Annotated in this window: 16 protein-coding genes; 4 read left to right on the forward strand and 12 right to left on the reverse strand. The window is 67.8% G+C overall.

Annotation, left to right across the window (positions count from 1 at the left end; genetic code table 11):
• Window positions 1–97: 97 nt before the first annotated feature.
• From GOALK_RS22110 to GOALK_RS22120, 3 genes are all read right to left on the reverse strand, one after another.
• On the reverse strand, window positions 98–949 hold the full coding sequence (locus GOALK_RS22110; RefSeq protein WP_006361078.1) for a type IV toxin-antitoxin system AbiEi family antitoxin domain-containing protein: 852 nt from the start codon (window positions 947–949) through the stop codon (window positions 98–100).
• Window positions 950–1,148: 199 nt separating this feature from the next.
• A complete protein-coding gene (locus tag GOALK_RS22115) occupies window positions 1,149–2,336 on the reverse strand; it encodes an alpha/beta fold hydrolase (RefSeq protein WP_006361079.1) in 1,188 nt (395 codons plus the stop codon).
• On the reverse strand, window positions 2,333–3,442 hold the full coding sequence (locus tag GOALK_RS22120; protein ID WP_006361080.1) for a homogentisate 1,2-dioxygenase: 1,110 nt from the start codon (window positions 3,440–3,442) through the stop codon (window positions 2,333–2,335). The genes GOALK_RS22115 and GOALK_RS22120 overlap by 4 nt, the downstream gene beginning before the upstream one ends.
• A 206-nt stretch (window positions 3,443–3,648) precedes the next feature.
• Between GOALK_RS22120 and GOALK_RS22125 the strand changes: the two genes are divergently transcribed.
• Window positions 3,649–4,263, forward strand: a complete 615-nt coding sequence (locus tag GOALK_RS22125) for a TetR/AcrR family transcriptional regulator (protein ID WP_006361081.1) — start codon at window positions 3,649–3,651, stop codon at window positions 4,261–4,263.
• 57 nt (window positions 4,264–4,320) lie between these two features.
• Window positions 4,321–4,905, forward strand: a complete 585-nt coding sequence (locus tag GOALK_RS22130; protein ID WP_040004452.1) for a GNAT family N-acetyltransferase — start codon at window positions 4,321–4,323, stop codon at window positions 4,903–4,905.
• On the opposite strand, the gene GOALK_RS22135 is transcribed toward GOALK_RS22130, so the two are convergent.
• The 7 genes from GOALK_RS22135 to GOALK_RS22165 all read right to left on the reverse strand — a co-directional run bounded on the left by GOALK_RS22135 (window position 4,832) and on the right by GOALK_RS22165 (window position 12,706).
• Window positions 4,832–5,638: a DUF429 domain-containing protein gene (locus GOALK_RS22135; protein ID WP_006361083.1), complete on the reverse strand. Its 807-nt coding sequence runs from the start codon at window positions 5,636–5,638 to the stop codon at window positions 4,832–4,834. The genes GOALK_RS22130 and GOALK_RS22135 overlap by 74 nt on opposite strands.
• A gap of 2 nt (window positions 5,639–5,640) precedes the next feature.
• Entirely contained in the window at window positions 5,641–6,942 is a 1,302-nt protein-coding gene (locus GOALK_RS22140; RefSeq protein WP_006361084.1) for a TrpB-like pyridoxal phosphate-dependent enzyme, read from the reverse strand.
• Between the two features lie 57 nt (window positions 6,943–6,999).
• Entirely contained in the window at window positions 7,000–7,668 is a 669-nt protein-coding gene (locus GOALK_RS22145; protein WP_006361085.1) for a response regulator, read from the reverse strand.
• Complete coding sequence (locus GOALK_RS22150; RefSeq protein ID WP_006361086.1) at window positions 7,668–9,320, reverse strand: ATP-binding protein; 1,653 nt, start codon at window positions 9,318–9,320, stop codon at window positions 7,668–7,670. Before GOALK_RS22150 ends, GOALK_RS22145 begins: the two co-directional genes overlap by 1 nt.
• A 54-nt stretch (window positions 9,321–9,374) precedes the next feature.
• On the reverse strand, window positions 9,375–10,811 hold the full coding sequence (locus tag GOALK_RS22155) for a CitMHS family transporter (protein WP_006361087.1): 1,437 nt from the start codon (window positions 10,809–10,811) through the stop codon (window positions 9,375–9,377).
• Between the two features lie 182 nt (window positions 10,812–10,993).
• On the reverse strand, window positions 10,994–12,202 hold the full coding sequence (gene dinB / locus GOALK_RS22160; protein WP_006361088.1) for a DNA polymerase IV: 1,209 nt from the start codon (window positions 12,200–12,202) through the stop codon (window positions 10,994–10,996).
• 66 nt (window positions 12,203–12,268) lie between these two features.
• Entirely contained in the window at window positions 12,269–12,706 is a 438-nt protein-coding gene (locus GOALK_RS22165) for a DUF309 domain-containing protein (RefSeq protein ID WP_006361089.1), read from the reverse strand.
• A 131-nt stretch (window positions 12,707–12,837) separates the two neighbouring features.
• Between GOALK_RS22165 and GOALK_RS22170 the strand changes: the two genes are divergently transcribed.
• Both GOALK_RS22170 and ilvD read left to right on the forward strand, forming a co-directional pair.
• The gene (locus GOALK_RS22170) at window positions 12,838–14,346 is read left to right on the forward strand and encodes an acyl-CoA synthetase (protein WP_006361090.1); all 1,509 of its coding nucleotides are present in this window, start codon (window positions 12,838–12,840) and stop codon (window positions 14,344–14,346) included.
• A gap of 97 nt (window positions 14,347–14,443) precedes the next feature.
• The gene (gene ilvD / locus GOALK_RS22175; protein WP_040004437.1) at window positions 14,444–16,159 is read left to right on the forward strand and encodes a dihydroxy-acid dehydratase; all 1,716 of its coding nucleotides are present in this window, start codon (window positions 14,444–14,446) and stop codon (window positions 16,157–16,159) included.
• Between the two features lie 37 nt (window positions 16,160–16,196).
• Here the strand turns inward: ilvD and GOALK_RS22180 are convergent, their stop codons facing one another.
• Window positions 16,197–16,619, reverse strand: a complete 423-nt coding sequence (locus tag GOALK_RS22180; RefSeq protein ID WP_006361092.1) for an organic hydroperoxide resistance protein — start codon at window positions 16,617–16,619, stop codon at window positions 16,197–16,199.
• A 39-nt stretch (window positions 16,620–16,658) separates the two neighbouring features.
• Window positions 16,659–17,105, reverse strand: a complete 447-nt coding sequence (locus GOALK_RS22185; RefSeq protein WP_050918789.1) for a MarR family winged helix-turn-helix transcriptional regulator — start codon at window positions 17,103–17,105, stop codon at window positions 16,659–16,661.
• Window positions 17,106–17,184 lie beyond the last annotated feature (79 nt).

Raw genomic sequence — 17,184 nt, forward strand, 5'->3', positions numbered from 1 at the left:
ACCGAAAGGCGCCCCTGGAAAGCACCCTCGGTGGCGGTGCCGGCGGCGACATAGTGTCGTCGGGCGGGCTGTGGAGGGTGGAGATCAGGGGTCGATTTCAGGGGCGGTTTCCGGCGGCGGCGCGGTTGCGGTGGTACCCCTTCCGGACCCCGGCCGCGATGTCGGCGTACGTGGCCTCCCAGTGGCTGAACACCTGCGCGTAGGTGAGTCGCATCGGTAGATAGCCCAGCGGGATGAGCTTGCGGGACCTGACGCGGTCGCTTTCGTAGTCCTCCTCGCCGGTGTGGTGGGCCCGGCTGTCGAGTTCGATCGCGAGCCGCTCACCGACGAGCAGGTCGATCCAACCCACCCCGGGCACGTGATGCTGCACCTCGACGCGTAGCCCGGCACTCCTCAGCCTCAGGCGTGCCGCAGTCTCGGTTCCCGACGCCGCTAGCCGGTTGCACCTCTCTATTGCGTTCTTGATCGCGAGTGGGGCGAGTCGGAACTCGGAACGGAGATCGTCGTGGGTCAGCTTGCCGTGATGTAGTGCGGAGTCACACAGGATGACGAAGCCCTCCTCGTCGAAGCACCGTGCGGCGTACTGCAGAGCGGTCGCGACATCGTCGACGGCGGCCAGAGCCGGAGTCGGGCGGCCGTGGCATCGGCAACGGTCGGGGGACCGACGTCGTTCGTACCGCGTCACGCGCGCATGGGACTCGACGGGATGGTCGGGAATCCACAATCCGTGGCGGAGCAGCGCACTCGCGCACGACACGACGGCGTGGTCGGCCACCGCCGCAACCACGTCGGGGTCGGCATCGGGAACCCGAAACCATCCGTGCCGAATCCGTTGGATCGCACCGGTTTCGACGGCGCGTCGAATATCCGGCGTGGTCTCTCCGGATTCGAGCAGCTGGCGGGTCGACACCACACCCCCGAAGCGCTCGATGAGCTGGTCGTAGTCCATCGGTTCAGTGTCAGGTGCTGGGGACTCGATCGAGCGTGGCGTCCCGGGGGCTGTGGATAACTCCGCTGGAAACCGCCCCTGGAATAGACCTTCCACAACCGACTCGATGACACTATGTCGCCGGCGGCGCTACGGAGGGCGCATTCCGGGGGCGGATCTCAGGGGCGCATTTCAGGGCGGATCTCAGAGAACCCGGTGATCAGTTGGCCCAACCCCGCTCACCCAACCAGTCGGTGATGATGCCGACCGCCTCCTTGAGGTGCGGGATCTGTTCGCGCCCCGAATAGTAGTGCGTCGCACCGGTAATGGTGTGCAGCGTCTTGTCGGGGTGTCCGACGGCGTCGAACAGTCGGTGGGTGTGACTGGGCGTGCACGCGTTGTCGGCCGAGTTGCCGATGACGAGGGTCGGGACCTCGAGATCGGCGGCGCAGCGCGGACCGTCGCCGTGGGCGTCGTCATAACTCCACTGCGACAACCAGCTTCGCAGCGTCGTGAAGCGCGCCAGGCCGACCGGACCCATGTTGACGATGCGCGGATCACCCAGGTAGCAGCCCAGTTTGCGGTCGCTCGGGTCGACGGACAGGTCCAGCCACCGGGGGTCGGCCATGGTGCCGTGGACGATGAAACCGCGTTCCATCAGCGGCTCGCCACGGCCGCGAAGGTCGGCGAGTTGTTCCTTCACCCACGCGGTGATCCGGCGGTTGCGGTCGATCTGCGCTGCCCGGTACCGCTCCAGGAACTCCGCGGTGTACGGCGGCTGGTTCGGGTTGGCCGGGTTGTAGAGATCGAGCTCGGGATCGCGCTTCTCCGGGTCGGTTTCGTCGAGGATCGAGGGGTCCATCCACTCGGTCAGCGTCCCGTGCCGCGACACGTGGGCGGCGAGGAGCATCATGCCGTCCGCGGCCGGGAGGTCGAGCCGGGTGAGGTCTGGCGGTTCGCCCGCCGGGGTCTCGGTGACCGTCGCATGCTGGGCCTGCTGCTGGTAGTACAGCGACAGCGCACCGCCACCACTCCAGCCGGCCAGGATCACCTTCTCGTAGCCGAGGCGCTCCTTGGCGTCCTTCACGCAGGCGCCGAGATCCTGGACGACCTTCTCCATGATCAGCGCACTGTCGACGCCGCGATACCGGCTGTTGCAGTAGATGACGTGATGCCCGGCGCGGGCCAGCGCGTTGGTCATCGGCAGGTAGGCACCACCGCCGATCGGGTGCATGAAGATGATGACGTTCTTCGACGCCACGCCGACCGGCTTGAGGAGGTAGCTCTCCAGGACGACGCTCTCGGTGACACCGCCATAGGTGTCCTTGTACGCCGACGTGTCGTCGAAGACGACGAGGTAGGGAATGCGCTCGTATTCGTGGCGCGGCAACGTGTTCGGCGACGTCATACCTGTGCCTCTTCCTGGACCTCGGCCTGCGCCGACTCGGTCATGACGGGGGTCGCGATGAGACGACGACGCGTGTCGATCGCGATGACCTTCCACTCCACGCGGTCGAACTCGTCGAACTTGCGGCGCGACCGCTCGCGGGCGCGTTCGGGGATGCCGTGGTGGATGCCCTGCGGCGCATGCGAGACGAATCCCGGCGGCATGCCGGCGCCGAACAGGCTGCCGCCGTGGAAGAACGCGATCTCGTCGAAATCGGTGTTGCGGTGATACCAGGGCAGGCGCTCGGCACCCTTGCGGGCCTCGGCCGGGCGCGGCAAGAAGTTCATCACATACACCCCGGTGGCCTGCATGAACAGGTGCACGGTCGGCGGCAGGTGCACCGACTCCGAGGTGATGACGTCATAGTCGGAGATGTTGAACGTGAACGGGAACAGATCTCCGCGCCAGCCCTCGACGTCGAGCGGGTGGAAGGGATAGAACAGCGTCGTCTGTCCCTCGCGCTGACGGAAGCGGACCTCGTACTCGTCGCGTCCGTCGCCCTCGAAGACCTCGGCTTCCGGGACGCCGACCAGTGACGAATCGAACGGGAAGAACCGTCCGAGGACGCCCGGTTCCGGCACCCGGTACTCGTCGACCGCCTCGATGATCAGCAGCAGGGACTGGTCGTCGGGGATCTGCCGATACGTGCACCCCTTGGGGATGTAGATGTAGTCGCCCGGCCGGTAGGGCAGCCGACCGAACTCGGTCTCGAAGTAACCGCTGCCCTCATGGACGAAGATCAGCTCGTCGCCGTCGACCGGGCGGAACCAGAACGGCGCGGCCTGGCCTCGACGACTCAGCGAGATGCGGCAGTCGTCGTTGTAGAACATCAGCAGCGGCTCACCCGACGGGTCGATCTGGTCGGTCGGGGTCAGCTCGGTGACGAACCGGTCGACGCCGGTGTGCGTCCCGACCGCGCGGAACTGCGTCGGATCGTTGCGGCGGTAGAGGTGCGCAGTGCGTCCGGTGAACCCGTAACGACCGAGCTCGTCGTCTTTGAGGCCCTCGAGGTCGCGGTGGACCTGTCGCGGTGTGCGACCTTTCCGGTGCTGGATGAACGATTCCACTGGCTGACTCCTGTGTGAGTATCGGGAGAGCGACGGGCAGGCGCGATCACCTGCACGGGAACACTCCCCGACGGTTCCCGTGCAGCTTTTCTGATGCTAGATTCAGGTTCAGAATATGACAAGGACCACACCGTTCATCCGGACCTTCTCCGACCAACGTGAATGCGTGGTTCGATGAACTGATCAGTCCCCGGAAGGAGTACTCGGTGCCGCCGACGAACAAGGGACGTCAGACCGAGGCCGCGTTTCTCGACGCGGCGCGGCGTTGCTTCGCCGACAAGGGCTATCTGAACACCAAGATCTCCGACATCGCGGAGGCCGCGGGACGCTCCACCGGCTCGTTCTACAACTACTACGACAACAAGGATCAGCTCCTCGAGGCACTGCTGGATCAGTTCAGCGACGAGGTGGTCGAGGGTTCCCTAGCGACACGACACAGCGATCCCGAAGCCGGCGTGCGTGCCGCGGTCACCGCCTATTGGACGACCTACAAGAAATACCTGCCCGAGATCATCGGCCTGTTCCAGATGTCCATGCTCGACGACGAGTTCCGGGATCGCTGGCACGCCAACCGGGCGTCGGGGATCAAACAGGTGCTGGCGGGTCTGCACAGCGCGGAACGCGCCGGATACGACGTCGGCCTCCCCCTCGAGCCACTCGCGTCGGCATTGGTGAACACCCTCGAGTCCTCCTGCTGGTCCTGGCTCGCCGTCCGCGGAGGCGTGGTCGGGTCGATCCCCGATGACGACACCGCGATCGACATCCTCACCACCATCTGGTTCCGTACGGTCTACCGGTCCGCTCCGCGCATCCGACGCTGATCGCGGACAGGTTCTGGCCCTTGCGCCACGTCGGCGACGGTTGTGATGCTGGGACGCATGACGATCGACGTCCGGCCCGCGACGGTCTTCGCCGACATGGCGACGATCCTCGGCCCCAATAAGCCGACCTCCAACGTGTGCTGGTGTCTCAGCTACCGCATTCCGAGCAAGGAGAATCAGGCGCTGGTCCGCCAACAGCGCGGCGAGTACGTGAAGGAACTGTGCGACAGCGGCATTCCACTCGGCGTCCTCGCCTACGAGTCGACGGACGACGGCGAGGACGTGGTCGGCTGGGCGGCGGTCTCACCGCGAGCGGACACGACCTTTGCGACCAGCCGCACGATCCCGCACGTCGACGACCTCCCGGTGTGGTCGGTCTGGTGCATCCGCGTCCGACCGGGCCACCGCAAGCGGGGGATCGCACATGCGCTCCTCGACGGCGCGGTCGAGTTCGCCCGGTCGAACGGGGCGCCGGCCATCGAGGGGTATCCCGTCGACAACCACGGCGAGAAGGTCGATCTCACCATGGCGTACGTCGGCACCCGGGGACTGTTCGACAAGGCAGGCTTCACCAAGGCCGCCGACACCGGCTCGGTACTGAACGGATTCCCACGCGTGCTGATGCGGAAGTCGTTGGGGTGAGGGTGTCCAGCTCACCGTCCGGGACGTGAATCCACCCCTCGCGCAACGCAACCGGCCGGTCGTCCGGGGAGGGAAGCGTCGTGGAGCCCAACTCCGCAGCGCGGGCGATCAACGCGGTGATGACGGCGTCGAATGCGTCGTCGTCGCTCCGCATCTGACCGATTCGCTCGCCGAGCTCCAGCCACGGTGCTGCAGTCCGGAGTGCATCGACGAGTTCGGTCAGCACGGTTCGATCGGCTGCGCGCTTGTAACCACGAGAGGTCAGTCCCCAGCGTTTGAGTGCGCCGGCGGGATACGCCTCGACGGCCCAGCCCTCGACACGATCCTCGACGCCCAGGTCGGCGAGGAGTCCCGCGCAGCGGAAGGCGACGTGGGCGATCTGATCTGCCGACACACTCAGAGGTCGGCCGAGGCCGGATTCGGCGATCCACCGGTCGGTACGACGCAGCGCGAGCGGGCGTCGATTGGCGATGTCGTCGAGTTTGCGGCCGGGAACCAAACCGCCGCGGTGATGTGCGACAACGAATTCCACGAAGTCATCGGGCCAGCCGAACGGCGAGTCGATCCCGATGCGCGTGGCGCCGTCGACGAGGCGTCGGATCTCGGCGTCATCGGCTCCGACGACCAGGTCCACCAGCTCGGTCCGGTCGTCGAACCAGTCGAGGACCGCGACCGCGGTCTTGGCCGGCGATGCGGACAGGTCGACACCGACCGTCCGCATCGCCGCGGTCATGCTCAGATGTTGCCGTCGAGGAACTCGGCGTAGGCGGGCAGATCGAGCTGGCCGTGACCGGACAGGCCGATGACCACGACCTCTTCCTTGTCACTGTCGGCGACGTGGGCCGCACAGGCCGCGATCGCGTGGGTGGACTCCGGGGCCGGGACAATGCCCTGCGCCCGGGCGAACTGCACGCCCGCGGCGAACGCGTCGTGCTGTGTGATGGCGACGCCCTCGACCAGTCCGAGCTCGACGGTGTGGCTCAGCGCCGGCGCCATGCCGTGGTAGCGCAGGCCACCGGCGTGGATCGGGTCCGGGACGAAATCCATTCCGAGCGTATGCATCTTGAGCAGCGGGGTGAGACCGGCGACGTCGCCGTGGTCGTAGCGGTACTCGCCCTGCGTGATCGACGGGCACGCGGCCGGCTCGGCGGCGACCACGCGCGGGTTCGACCGTCCGTGCAGCTTCTCCCGCAGGAACGGGAACGAGAGTCCGGCGAGATTCGAACCGCCTCCGGCACAACCGAAGACGACATCCGCACCGCCGGCTTCGACGGCGTTCAGCTGCTCGACAGCCTCTTGACCGATGACGCTCTGATGCAGCACGACGTGGTTGAGCACGCTACCCAGGGCGTAGCGGGTGTCGGCGTTCGCAGCGGCCACCTCGACCGCCTCGCTGACGGCCATGCCGAGGCTTCCGCTGGTGTTCGGGTCCTTGGCGAGCATCGCCCGGCCCGACTCGGTCAGGTCCGAGGGGCTCGGGTGGATCGTGCCGCCGTAGGTGCGGATCAGGAAGCCGCGGTACGGCTTCGAGCTGTACGAGGCGCGGACCTGCCAGACCTCGACGTCGATGCCGAACTGCGCGCCGGCGAAGGCGAGTGCGCTGCCCCACTGGCCGGCGCCGGTCTCGGTCGTCAGCTTGGTGACGCCGTCGAGGCTGTTGTAGTAAGCCTGTGCGACAGCGGAATTGGTCTTGTGGCTGCCGACCGGGCTGACGCCCTCGTACTTGACGTAGATGCGCGCCTTGGTGTTGAGCGCCTCCTCGAAGCGGCGGGCGCGGATCAGCGGCGAGGGACGCCACATCTTGTAGATCTCGCGGACGGGCTCGGGGATCTCGATGTAGGTCTCGCTGGAGACCTCCTGCGCGATGAGCCCGGCGGGGAACAGTGCGGCGAGGTCCTCGGGGCCCACCGGCTCCTTGGTGCCGGGGTGCAGGTGCGGGGGAATCGGTGTCTCGAGCTCGGCGGCGAGGTTGTACCAGTGCGTCGGCACACCGACCGTCACCAGATCGGGATTGGTGGCGTCTACTTGCGTCGTCATGGGTTGACACTCTAGTGCGCGAGGTCGGCGGCGTACCCCGCCCGCGGCATTATCAGGTCACGATTTGGGGCGCCGGTATTCCTGACGGGGTCGGCCGGTGGTTCCGTACTGCAGCGACATCCGCAGGCGGCCCGCGGCGACGAGATTGGCCAGGTGTCGCCGGGCAGTCGGAGCGGCGATCCCGACCTCGCGTGACACGTCGTCGGCGAACAGTGCGGTGCCGGGGTCGACGAAGAGGTCGAGGATGCGCTGCTCGGTCGGCGACCCGGATTCCGACCGTTCCGCCGCGCGGGTGCCGAAGCGCAGCGCGGACAGCGCGGCGTCGACCGCGTGCTGGTCGACGTTCTCGCCGCTGAGGACGCGACGGTACTGCGCGTAGCCGGCGAGGCGGCGGGCGAGGTCGGCGTCGTCGAAGGGTTTGATCAGGTAGGCCAGCGCACCGGCGCGCATCGCGGTGCGGACAGCGCTCGCGTCGTTCTCGGCGCCGACGATGAAGCAGTCACAGTCGAGTTCGGCGACCAGGTCGATGCCGGAACCGTCGGGGAGGTAGACGTCGAGGAGTGCGAGGTCGATGTCGGGATGATCGACGAGGGCTCGTCGTGCTTCGGCCACGCTGCCGACCCGCGCACGGACGCTGAAGCCGCGCACAGCGTCGACGATCGTCGAATGCAGTGCGGCGACCCGGAAGTCGTCGTCGACGATCAGGACGCCCAGATCCCCTGTCATCACCTTTGCACTTCCTCGTCGGGCTCGGGCGCGATGATGCCCGGGAGCCGGGCGACGAACAGTGCGCCAGGCGGATCATGCTCCGGTGCCGGGGACCGTTCGCCGCCGGGGTCCGCGACCCACAGGTCTCCCCCGATCCGGCGTGCGACCTGCCGCGCGAGGGACAGGCCCATCCCCCGACCACCGGGCACGTGGTCGCCGGGTTTGGTGGTCGCTCCCTCGGCGAAGACCTCGTCGGGATCGTCGAAGGAGATTCCCGGACCGGAATCGCCGACCGATACGAACAGGGTGTCGCCGTCGGCGATCAGCTCGACCTCGACGATCCCGTCGGCCTGCCCGCTTACTGCCTCAAGTGCATTGTCGATGAGGTTGCCGACGACGGTGGTGGCGACGACGGGTTCGGTGAGTGTGCCCTGCAGCCAGGTCTGGTCGCCGAGGCGGAGCGTGACGCGACGCTCCCGCGCGTGGGCGGCTTTCGCGTCGAGGAAGGCGTGGAGGTGGGGTTCGCGGACGTTGCCCAGTCCGGCGAGCAGCGCGCCGCCGGGGCCGCTCCCGAACAGCTCTTCGAGGTAGTCGAGCGCTTCGTCGGCATGGCCGTGGCGTAGGAGGCCGGCAAGGACATGCATTCGGTTGGCGGTCTCGTGACGCTGAGCGCGGAGGGCGGCGCCCATCGACCGGATGGAGTCGACCTCGCGACTGAGCGCTTCGACGTCGGTGCGGTCGATGACCGAGAGGACCATGCCGAGGTCGCGACGGTCGGCGTGCACCCGATGGGAGCTGACCAGGACGACGCGGTCGCCGACGGTGGCGGCGAGCGGCTCGTCGGTGGGCGTGGCCAGAACGGCCGCGATGCGGGGGGTGAGTCCGAGGTCGGCGGCCTTCGTCCCCACCGGAGCGTCGATGTCGAGAAGCGCGCGGGCCTTGTCGTTGACGACCCGGACGATGCCGTCGGCGTCGACGGCCAGCACTCCGTCGGCCATCGCGTGCAGTACCGCGCCCTGTTCACGAACGAGTTCGGCGAGTTCGTCGGACTCGAGGCCGAGGGTGAGCTTGCGCCAGCGCCGGGCCAGCATGACCGATCCGAGTGCGCCGATGCCCAGTGCGGTCAGCGCGAGGAGCGTCGTGGCGATGATGTCGCTGCGCGTTTCCTTCGCGAGCCGTTCCGTCGAGACGCCGACGCTGACGAAGCCGACGATGCGACCGCCGGGGTCGAAGATCGGGACCTTCGCCCGGACGGACTCGCCGAGGGTGCCCCGGTCGGTCGCGACGTCGTCGGAGCCGGCCAGCGCCTTCGACGGGTCGGTCGACACCGGTTTCGCCAGTTCCGCGACCTCAGGGTGGGCGAGTCGGATGCCCTGGTCGTTGCCGATGACGACGAACAATGCGCCGGTCCGTTCCCGAACCGCGGCCGCCTGGCGTTGCAGCGGGCCGTCGACGAGATCGTCCGCTTCCACGGCTCGACCCTGTTGAGCCGCCACCGCCACGCGGACCCCGGTGTCGGCGGCCACCGAACGAGCTATCGCCAGGGCTCGCTGGGCGTACTCGTCGCGGACACGATCGTCGGCCCCGGCGATGACGAGACCGAACCCGACCGCGAGGCTGACCGCGAGGACAGCGAGCTGCAGCAGCAGCACCTGCGTCCGTAAACGCATGACGTCAGCCTAGTGGCGGCGCTGAATGCAGCGCCGCCACCGACATCGATTCGCTCAGAACGGGATGGCTCCGACGAGCACGCCCGCACCGAGCATGACCAGGGAGACCACCGTCGCCCGCCACAGGACCTTCTTGTGATGGTCGGCGAGGGTGACGCCGGCCAGCGCGACGAGCAGCAGGATCGCCGGGACCAGCGGACTCTGCATGTGGACCGTCTGACCGGTGATGGACGCGCGAGCCATCTCGGTGGGGTCGATGCCATAGCGCGTCGCGGTCTCGGACAGGACGGGCAGCACACCGTAGTAGAAGGCGTCGTTGCTCATCAGGAAGGTGAACGGGATCGACAGGACGCCGATGACGACGGCCATGTGCGGACCCATCCAGTCGGGGATGCCGTCGGCGAGCCAGTGTGCGATGGCGTCGACCATGCCGGTGCCGTTGAACACTCCGGTCAGCACCGCGGCGGCGAGGACCATGGCGACCACCGACACGATGCTCGAGCTGTGCCGGGTGATGGCCGCCTGCTGCTGTTTGACGTGCGGGAAGTTGACGGCGAGGGCGATGCCGGCGAAGACCATGAACAGCACGGGGATGGCGAGGATGTCGGCGCCGAGGATCGCCAGCAGGGCGACGGTGAGGCCGGCGTTGAGCCACAAGAGCTTGGGCCGGAGCGTTTCCCGGTTCGGGTCGAGGACGCCGGAGAACGACTGGTCACGACCCGGGGTCTCGTCGGCTTCGGAACCCGTTGCCGTCGAATCGATTTCCGACGATCCGCCGGTGCTGCGTCGGGGCGGGGTCGACGGAAGGGTCGTGCCGGTGCCGGCGGCGACCAGGACCTCTTCACGCGGAGCCAGCAGCGACTCCTTCATCTCGAGGGTGCCGATGCGGCGACGTTCGAGGACTCCCAGGTGGTAGGCAAAGAGGAGTACGACGGCCAGCGCGGCGCCGAGCGCAGGGATCATCGGGACGAAGACGTCGTTGGTGTCGATGTTGAGCGCACTCGCGGCGCGGGCGGTGGGACCACCCCACGGGAGGATGTTCATGGTGCCGTTGGCGAGACCGGCGACGACGGTCAGGACCACCGGGCTGACACCGAGTTTCACGTACAGCGGCAGCAGCGCTGCGGTGGTGATGATGAAGGTCGTCGACCCGTCACCGTCGAGCGAGACGACCATCGCCAGAACCGCGGTGCCGACGACGAGCCGGGCCGGGTCGTCGTGCACCGCGCGGATGACGAGGCGGACCACCGGGTCGAAGAGCCCGACATCGATCATGATCCCGAAGAAGATGATCGCGAAGAACAGCATCGCCGCGGTGGGTGCGAGGTCCTTGATGCCGTCGGTGATCATGTCGCTGATGTCGAGGCCGGCTCCCGCGAACAGGCCGAACGCAACCGGGACGAGGATCAGCGCCACCACGGGCGTGGCCCGTTTGGTGATGATCAGGACCATGAAGGTGGCCACCATTCCGAGGCCGAGTGCTACCAACATTGTCTAGCTCGATTCTGATGTTGATGTGAGGACGACCACATTTCGGTGGCCACATCAGAAGTGTTGGGGCAGACGTCGACACAGTCACGCTTGAGCGCATAAGTATCGTTTCGCGCGTTTTGCTCACCTCCGCGATCGGTAGAAAGCGTGGGGACATGGCGCGCATGTTCTCTACGAGATTCCTAATCGGGGAGCATCGGTGCGTCGTCGCCGTGATGACGGCCGATGAGTACGGCCCGGGTGACGGAGTCCCGGCCGAAGCGATCCCGCAACAAGTCCATCGTGGCGTCGAGCTGTTCGGCATGATCAGTGTCGAAGGGCAGCGTCAGCTGGATGTTGTCGTGGTCGTCGAGATTGGTCAGCGACAACCCGACGAGGGTGCAGCCGCGCTCCCGGATGATCGGCATCGCGTCGGCGAGGAGGCCGCGAGCCGACGCCATGATGAGGTCGGTGCGGTCCGTGGCCTCGACCAGGGTGCGCGACCTGGTCGCGCGGGTGAAGTCGTCGAAGCGGAGCCGGAGAATGACTGTGCGACAGACCCTTTCGGCGGACCTGAGTCGCCTGCCGAGACGTTCGACGATCGCGGTGATGGTCGCCTCGAGGTCGGCTTCGGACTTCGGGCGGCGACCCAGCGCACGCTGTGAACCGATCGACGAACGGCGCTTTCCGGTTTCGACGCGACGCGGGTCCTGCGCCAACGAGAGCGCGAAGAGGTGGCGACCTGCTCCTGATCCGACGATCGCACTCAGTGACCGCTCACCCATCTCGGCGAGTTGACCCACCGTCTCGACCCCGGCGTCGTGCAGCTTGGCCTCGGTCACCGGCCCGACGCCCCACAACCGACGCACCGGAAGAGGATGAAGGAAGGCGAGTTCGGTGCCGGGCGCGACGATCAGCAGACCGTCGGGCTTGCCGACGGCGCTGGCCACCTTGGCCAGGAACTTGCTGCGCGCGCCGCCCACGGTGATCGGCAACCCGACCTCGTCCCGTACGCGTTCGCGGATCGTCGTGGCGATGTCGTGCGGGGTGCCGCTGATCCGGCCCAAACCGCCGACGTCGAGGAACGCCTCGTCGACCGAGATTCCCTCGACGACCGGAGTGGTGTCGTGGAAGATGTCGAAGACCTCGCGGCTGGCCTCCATGTAGGCATCGAACCGGGGACGCACCACCACGGCGTCCGGACAGAGGGCGCGCGCCTCGTGCCCGGGCATCGGCGACCGCACCCCCTTGGCCTTGGCCTCGTAGCTCGCGGCCAGCACGACTCCCCCGCCGACCAGCACCGGGCATCCGCGCAAGGACGGATCGTCGCGCTGTTCGACCGATGCGTAGAAGGAGTCGAGATCGGCATGCAGGATCGTCGCCTCCTGGCGCTCCCGGCGCTCGATCCGCATAGAACATATGTTCGCATACGGGTCCGACAACTCCGCCCTGCGGCGATGACACTCGGCCTGGCCACCTCAGGTCGGTTCGGACTCGTCGATCTCGTCGAGCACGCAGTCGCGGATCGCTTTCAGATCCATCTCGTACCTCACTCCGCCGGCGTTCTCGTACTCGACGAGTCGCGTGGCGGCCCGATCGTGGAGGCGTCGGGCACCGACAGCATTTCCGCGTCGATGATGCGTCAGCGCCACGCAGAGCTGGGCAAGCCCCTGCCACAGGGGACGTTCCTCGACCGGACAGGACTTCCATCGCGTCTCGAACACCTCGTGCGCGAAGAACGGCCGGCCGTCCTCGAGCAGCCGCCGCGCGAATGCGATCGTCTCGTGCGGTGGCAACGGCTCCTCGGGCACCGGCTCGACGCCCGCCGCACCGTACGGCAGCGGGCGACCCAGTTCGTCACGCGGCCGAGCCTGTCGGGCGCGACCGCCGGGATCCCGATCTCGGTCTTTTCCCATGGCCACATCTCCATCGCGTCGATCTCCGATTCGTGCTGTCCTTCGACTCTGACAGACGCCCTGGGCAGGTGCCGGACGCGGCAGGGGGTGCTTGCATCACAACCCCCCTCGACCGTCATCCTGATGAGGTGATGACCCCCACTTCGAACACCGTCGACGGAGTGCTGCGCCGCACTGCCGCGAGATTCCCCGACCGCGCCGCCCTGCATTTCGGCGACGACACCCTCACCTACCGCGAGCTCGACGACGCCGTGACCCGCGCCGCCGCGCACCTTCTCTCCCTCGGTCTGGCCAAGGGCGATCGCGTGGCCGGTTACGGCACCAACTCGCACGCCTACGTGATCGGCTACCTCGCCGCAGCGCGTGCCGGGCTCGTCCACGTGCCGATCAACTACGCCTTGCGCGCCGGCGAACTGAGCTACCTGCTCGAGCAGTCCGGCGCCCGGGCCGTGCTCGTCGACCCCGCTCTGACCGACAATCTCGACGCCGTCATCGACGTCGTGCCGGCCGAGTTCGTGCTCCCCCTGCGCGACGCCGACGACTCGCTGTTCACCATCGCGACCGCGGGAGGGGTTCCCCCACTCGACGTCTCGGTGGAGGACACCGACCTGGTGCAGTTCCTCTACACGTCGGGCACGACGTCGAAGCCCAAGGGCGCCATGATGACCCACCGCGCGCTGATCCACGAGTACACCTCGTCGATCATCGCGCTCGACCTCGACGCCGACGACAACCCGCTCATCTGCATGCCGCTCTACCACTCGGCGGGCATGCATGTGTTCATGCTTCCGTACCTCGCGGTCGGCGCCACGATCCGGCTGATGCCGGCACCCGACATCCCCGAGATCCTGCGGCTCGTCGAGGAACACCGGATCGGCTCGCTGTTCCTGGCACCGACGGTGTGGGTGCCGCTGGCCGCGCACCCCGACCTCGCGACCCGCGACCTGTCGTCGCTGCGCAAGGCGCAGTACGGCGCGTCGATCATGCCGGTCACCGTCCTGCAGCGCCTCCGCGAGCGCTACCCTGACCTCGGCTTCTACAACTGCTTCGGTCAGTCCGAGATCGGCCCGCTGGCAACGGTTCTCCGCCCCGAGGAGCACAACGCCCGCCCCGCCTCGTGCGGCCGTCCGGTCTTCTTCGTCGAAACCCGCGTCGTCGACGCCGACGGCAACGACGTCCCCGTCGGCGAGCCCGGCGAGATCCTGTACCGCTCACCGCAGCTGTGCCAGGGCTACTGGGACAACCCGACCGCCACCGAGGAGGCCTTCCGCGACGGTTGGTTCCACTCCGGCGACCTGGTCACCCGCGACGAGGAGGGTTACGTCACCGTCGTCGACCGCATCAAGGACGTCATCAACACCGGCGGCATCCTCGTCGCCTCGCGCGAGGTCGAGGACGCGATCTACACCCACGACGCCGTGGCCGAGGTCGCCGTCATCGGCACCCCGGACGAGAAGTGGATCGAGGCGATCACCGCGGTCGTCGTGCTGCGCGCCGAGGCCGTGGTCACCGAGGCCGAGCTGATCGACCACGTCAAGCAGCAGCTCGCGCCGTTCAAGGTCCCGAAGCTGGTGAAGTTCGTCGAGGAACTGCCGCGCAACCAGAGCGGCAAGCTCCTCAAGCGGGAGCTGCGCGCCTGAAATCGTCCGCTGTTCACCGAGATCAGGTTGCGTTTCGCCCCGCTCGCCGAGGGCAAACGCAACCTGATCTCGTCCGGGGACCACTACCGTGGACCACATGACCGAGCGCACGAGCACAGGCCACGAAGTCGACATCAAACCTCGCAGTCGCGACGTCACCGACGGCCTGGAGAAGACCGCCGCCCGCGGCATGCTCCGCGCGGTGGGCATGGGCGACGACGACTGGGCGAAACCCCAGATCGGTGTCGGGTCGTCGTGGAACGAGATCACGCCGTGCAATCTCTCGCTCGACCGCCTGGCCAAGGCCGTCAAGGACGGCGTGCACGAAGGCGGCGGATATCCGCTCGAGTTCGGCACCATCTCGGTCTCCGACGGCATCTCGATGGGCCACGAGGGCATGCACTTCTCGCTGGTCTCCCGCGAGGTGATCGCCGACAGCGTCGAGACCGTGATGAGCGCGGAACGGCTCGACGGCTCGGTCCTGCTCGCCGGCTGCGACAAGTCCCTGCCCGGCATGCTCATGGCCGCCGCCCGCCTCGATCTCGCCTCGGTGTTCCTCTATGCCGGGTCGACGCTGCCCGGCTACGCGACGCTGTCCGACGGCAAGGAACGCCAGGTCACCATCATCGACGCGTTCGAGGCGGTGGGTGCTTGCTCCCGCGGGCTGATGAGCCGCGAGGACGTCGACACCATCGAGCGCGCCATCTGCCCGGGTGAGGGCGCCTGCGGCGGGATGTACACCGCCAACACGATGGCGAGCGCCGCCGAGGCGCTCGGGATGTCGCTCCCGGGCAGCGCCGCTCCCCCGGCCCCCGACAAGCGTCGCGACCAGTTCGCCCGGCAGAGCGGGGCGGCCGTCGTCGAGTTGCTGCGCCGCGGGATCACCGCGCGCCACATCATGACCCGCGAGGCCTTCGAGAACGCGATCGCGGTGGTGATGGCCTTCGGTGGGTCCACCAATGCGGTCCTCCACCTCCTCGCGATCGCCAACGAGGCCGAGGTCGAGCTCTCGCTCGACGACTTCATCCGCGTCGGCGCACGCGTCCCCCACCTCGCCGACGTCAAGCCGTTCGGCCGGCACGTGATGACCGACGTCGACCGCATCGGCGGTGTGCCGGTGGTGATGAAGGCCCTGCTCGACGCCGACCTGCTGCACGGCGACTGCCTGACGGTGACCGGCAAGACCGTCGCGGAGAACCTCGCGCACATCGCGCCGCCGGATCCCGACGGGCAGGTCCTGCGCGCCACCAAGTCGCCCATCCACCCGACCGGCGGCATCACCATCCTCAAGGGATCGCTCGCCCCGGAAGGGGCCGTGGTGAAGTCGGCCGGTTTCGACTCCGACGTGTTCGAGGGCACCGCAAGGGTTTTCGACCGGGAGCGCGCCGCGATGGACGCACTCGAGGACGGCACGATCACCGCAGGCGACGTCGTCGTCATCCGCTACGAAGGACCCAAGGGCGGTCCGGGCATGCGCGAGATGCTGGCCATCACCGGCGCCATCAAGGGCGCGGGACTCGGCAAGGACGTGCTGCTGATGACCGACGGCCGGTTCTCCGGTGGCACCACCGGGCTGTGCGTCGGCCACGTCGCGCCCGAAGCGGTCGACGGCGGGCCGATCGCGCTGGTCCGCGACGGTGACCGCATCCGGCTCGACGTCGGGCGCGGCCTCCTTGACCTATTGGTCGACGACGCCGAACTCAAGACCCGCGCCAAGGAGTTCACTCCTCTGCCGCCGCGGTACACCCGTGGGGTCCTGGCGAAGTACTCGAAGCTGGTCACATCGGCGTCGCAGGGCGCCGTCTGCCGCTGACGGCACCCCCGGCGAGCCGCATTCCCAGGGAAACCGGTCAGTCGTCGACGACGATGACGTTGACGTCGATGTTGCCGCGGGTGGCGTTGGAGTAGGGGCAGACCTGGTGCGCGCGGTCGGCGAGGGCCTGCGCCTGGTCCTGAGGGAGGTCGGGGATGACGACCTCGAGCGTGACAGCGAGCTGGAAGCCGCCCTGCTCGTCGGCGCCGATACCGACCTTGGCCCCGACGCTCGAATCGCCCAGCCTGGCCTTGGCCTCGCGAGCCACCGCCTGCAGGGCGGAGTGGAAGCAGGCGGCGTATCCGGCAGCGAAGAGCAACTCGGGATTGACGGCACCGCCGGCACCACCCATCTCGCGCGGAATGGCGAGGTCGGTGTCGACGAAGCCGTCGGTTGTGCGAACGTGCCCGTTGCGCCCCGCGCCGGTGGCCAGGGCTTCTGCGGTGTAGAGGGTGTTCATGATCGTCTCCTTCGACGGTTGGTGATGACGGACTCTTGATCAGTTACGCGGCTGTCTGCCGCGCGCCTGATCGGTGACCTTGTGCGCCAGCGCATGCAGCGTCGACGCCTCGTCGTACGTGAGGTCCAGGTTGTCCACCAGGCATCCTTGGATCCGGCCACCCTGGCTACGCAGCGCATCCCCTTCCGGGGTCAGGTGGACATGGACCACGCGGGCATCCTCGACCGAGTGTTCGCGGGTGATGTGCCCGGCCCGCTCGAGACGCCGTAGAAGCGGTGACAGCGTGCCGCTGTCGAGCTGGAGCCGCTCGCCCAGATCCCGCACGGTGAGCCCGTCGTGTTCCCAGAGGGCGAGCAGAACGAGGTACTGGGGGAACGTGAGACCGAACTCGGACAGCACTTCCCGGTAGAGGCCGGTGACAGCCCGGGTAGCGGCATACAGCGAGAAACAGAGCTGTCGGTCGAGCGGCTCCGGATTGGTGGGCACCCCCAAAACAGTAGTGCACAACTTAATTGTGCACAACCTAAGTTCCTTGTCGGCGGCGGCAGCGCCATGCGTCTCCGGG

The organism is Gordonia alkanivorans NBRC 16433, from assembly GCF_000225505.1.
GTDB lineage: Bacteria > Actinomycetota > Actinomycetes > Mycobacteriales > Mycobacteriaceae > Gordonia > Gordonia alkanivorans.

Coding starts and splice junctions, on each gene's coding strand:
- GOALK_RS22110 (WP_006361078.1), bottom strand. CDS start 949: ATGGACTACGACCAGCTCATCGAGCGCTTCGGGGGTGTGGTGTCGACC.
- GOALK_RS22115 (WP_006361079.1), bottom strand. CDS start 2,336: ATGACGTCGCCGAACACGTTGCCGCGCCACGAATACGAGCGCATTCCC.
- GOALK_RS22130 (WP_040004452.1), top strand. CDS start 4,321: ATGACGATCGACGTCCGGCCCGCGACGGTCTTCGCCGACATGGCGACG.
- GOALK_RS22135 (WP_006361083.1), bottom strand. CDS start 5,638: ATGACCGCGGCGATGCGGACGGTCGGTGTCGACCTGTCCGCATCGCCG.
- GOALK_RS22140 (WP_006361084.1), bottom strand. CDS start 6,942: ATGACGACGCAAGTAGACGCCACCAATCCCGATCTGGTGACGGTCGGT.
- GOALK_RS22145 (WP_006361085.1), bottom strand. CDS start 7,668: ATGACAGGGGATCTGGGCGTCCTGATCGTCGACGACGACTTCCGGGTC.
- GOALK_RS22150 (WP_006361086.1), bottom strand. CDS start 9,320: ATGCGTTTACGGACGCAGGTGCTGCTGCTGCAGCTCGCTGTCCTCGCG.
- GOALK_RS22155 (WP_006361087.1), bottom strand. CDS start 10,811: ATGTTGGTAGCACTCGGCCTCGGAATGGTGGCCACCTTCATGGTCCTG.
- dinB (WP_006361088.1), bottom strand. CDS start 12,202: ATGCGGATCGAGCGCCGGGAGCGCCAGGAGGCGACGATCCTGCATGCC.
- GOALK_RS22165 (WP_006361089.1), bottom strand. CDS start 12,706: ATGGGAAAAGACCGAGATCGGGATCCCGGCGGTCGCGCCCGACAGGCT.
- GOALK_RS22170 (WP_006361090.1), top strand. CDS start 12,838: ATGACCCCCACTTCGAACACCGTCGACGGAGTGCTGCGCCGCACTGCC.
- ilvD (WP_040004437.1), top strand. CDS start 14,444: ATGACCGAGCGCACGAGCACAGGCCACGAAGTCGACATCAAACCTCGC.
- GOALK_RS22180 (WP_006361092.1), bottom strand. CDS start 16,619: ATGAACACCCTCTACACCGCAGAAGCCCTGGCCACCGGCGCGGGGCGC.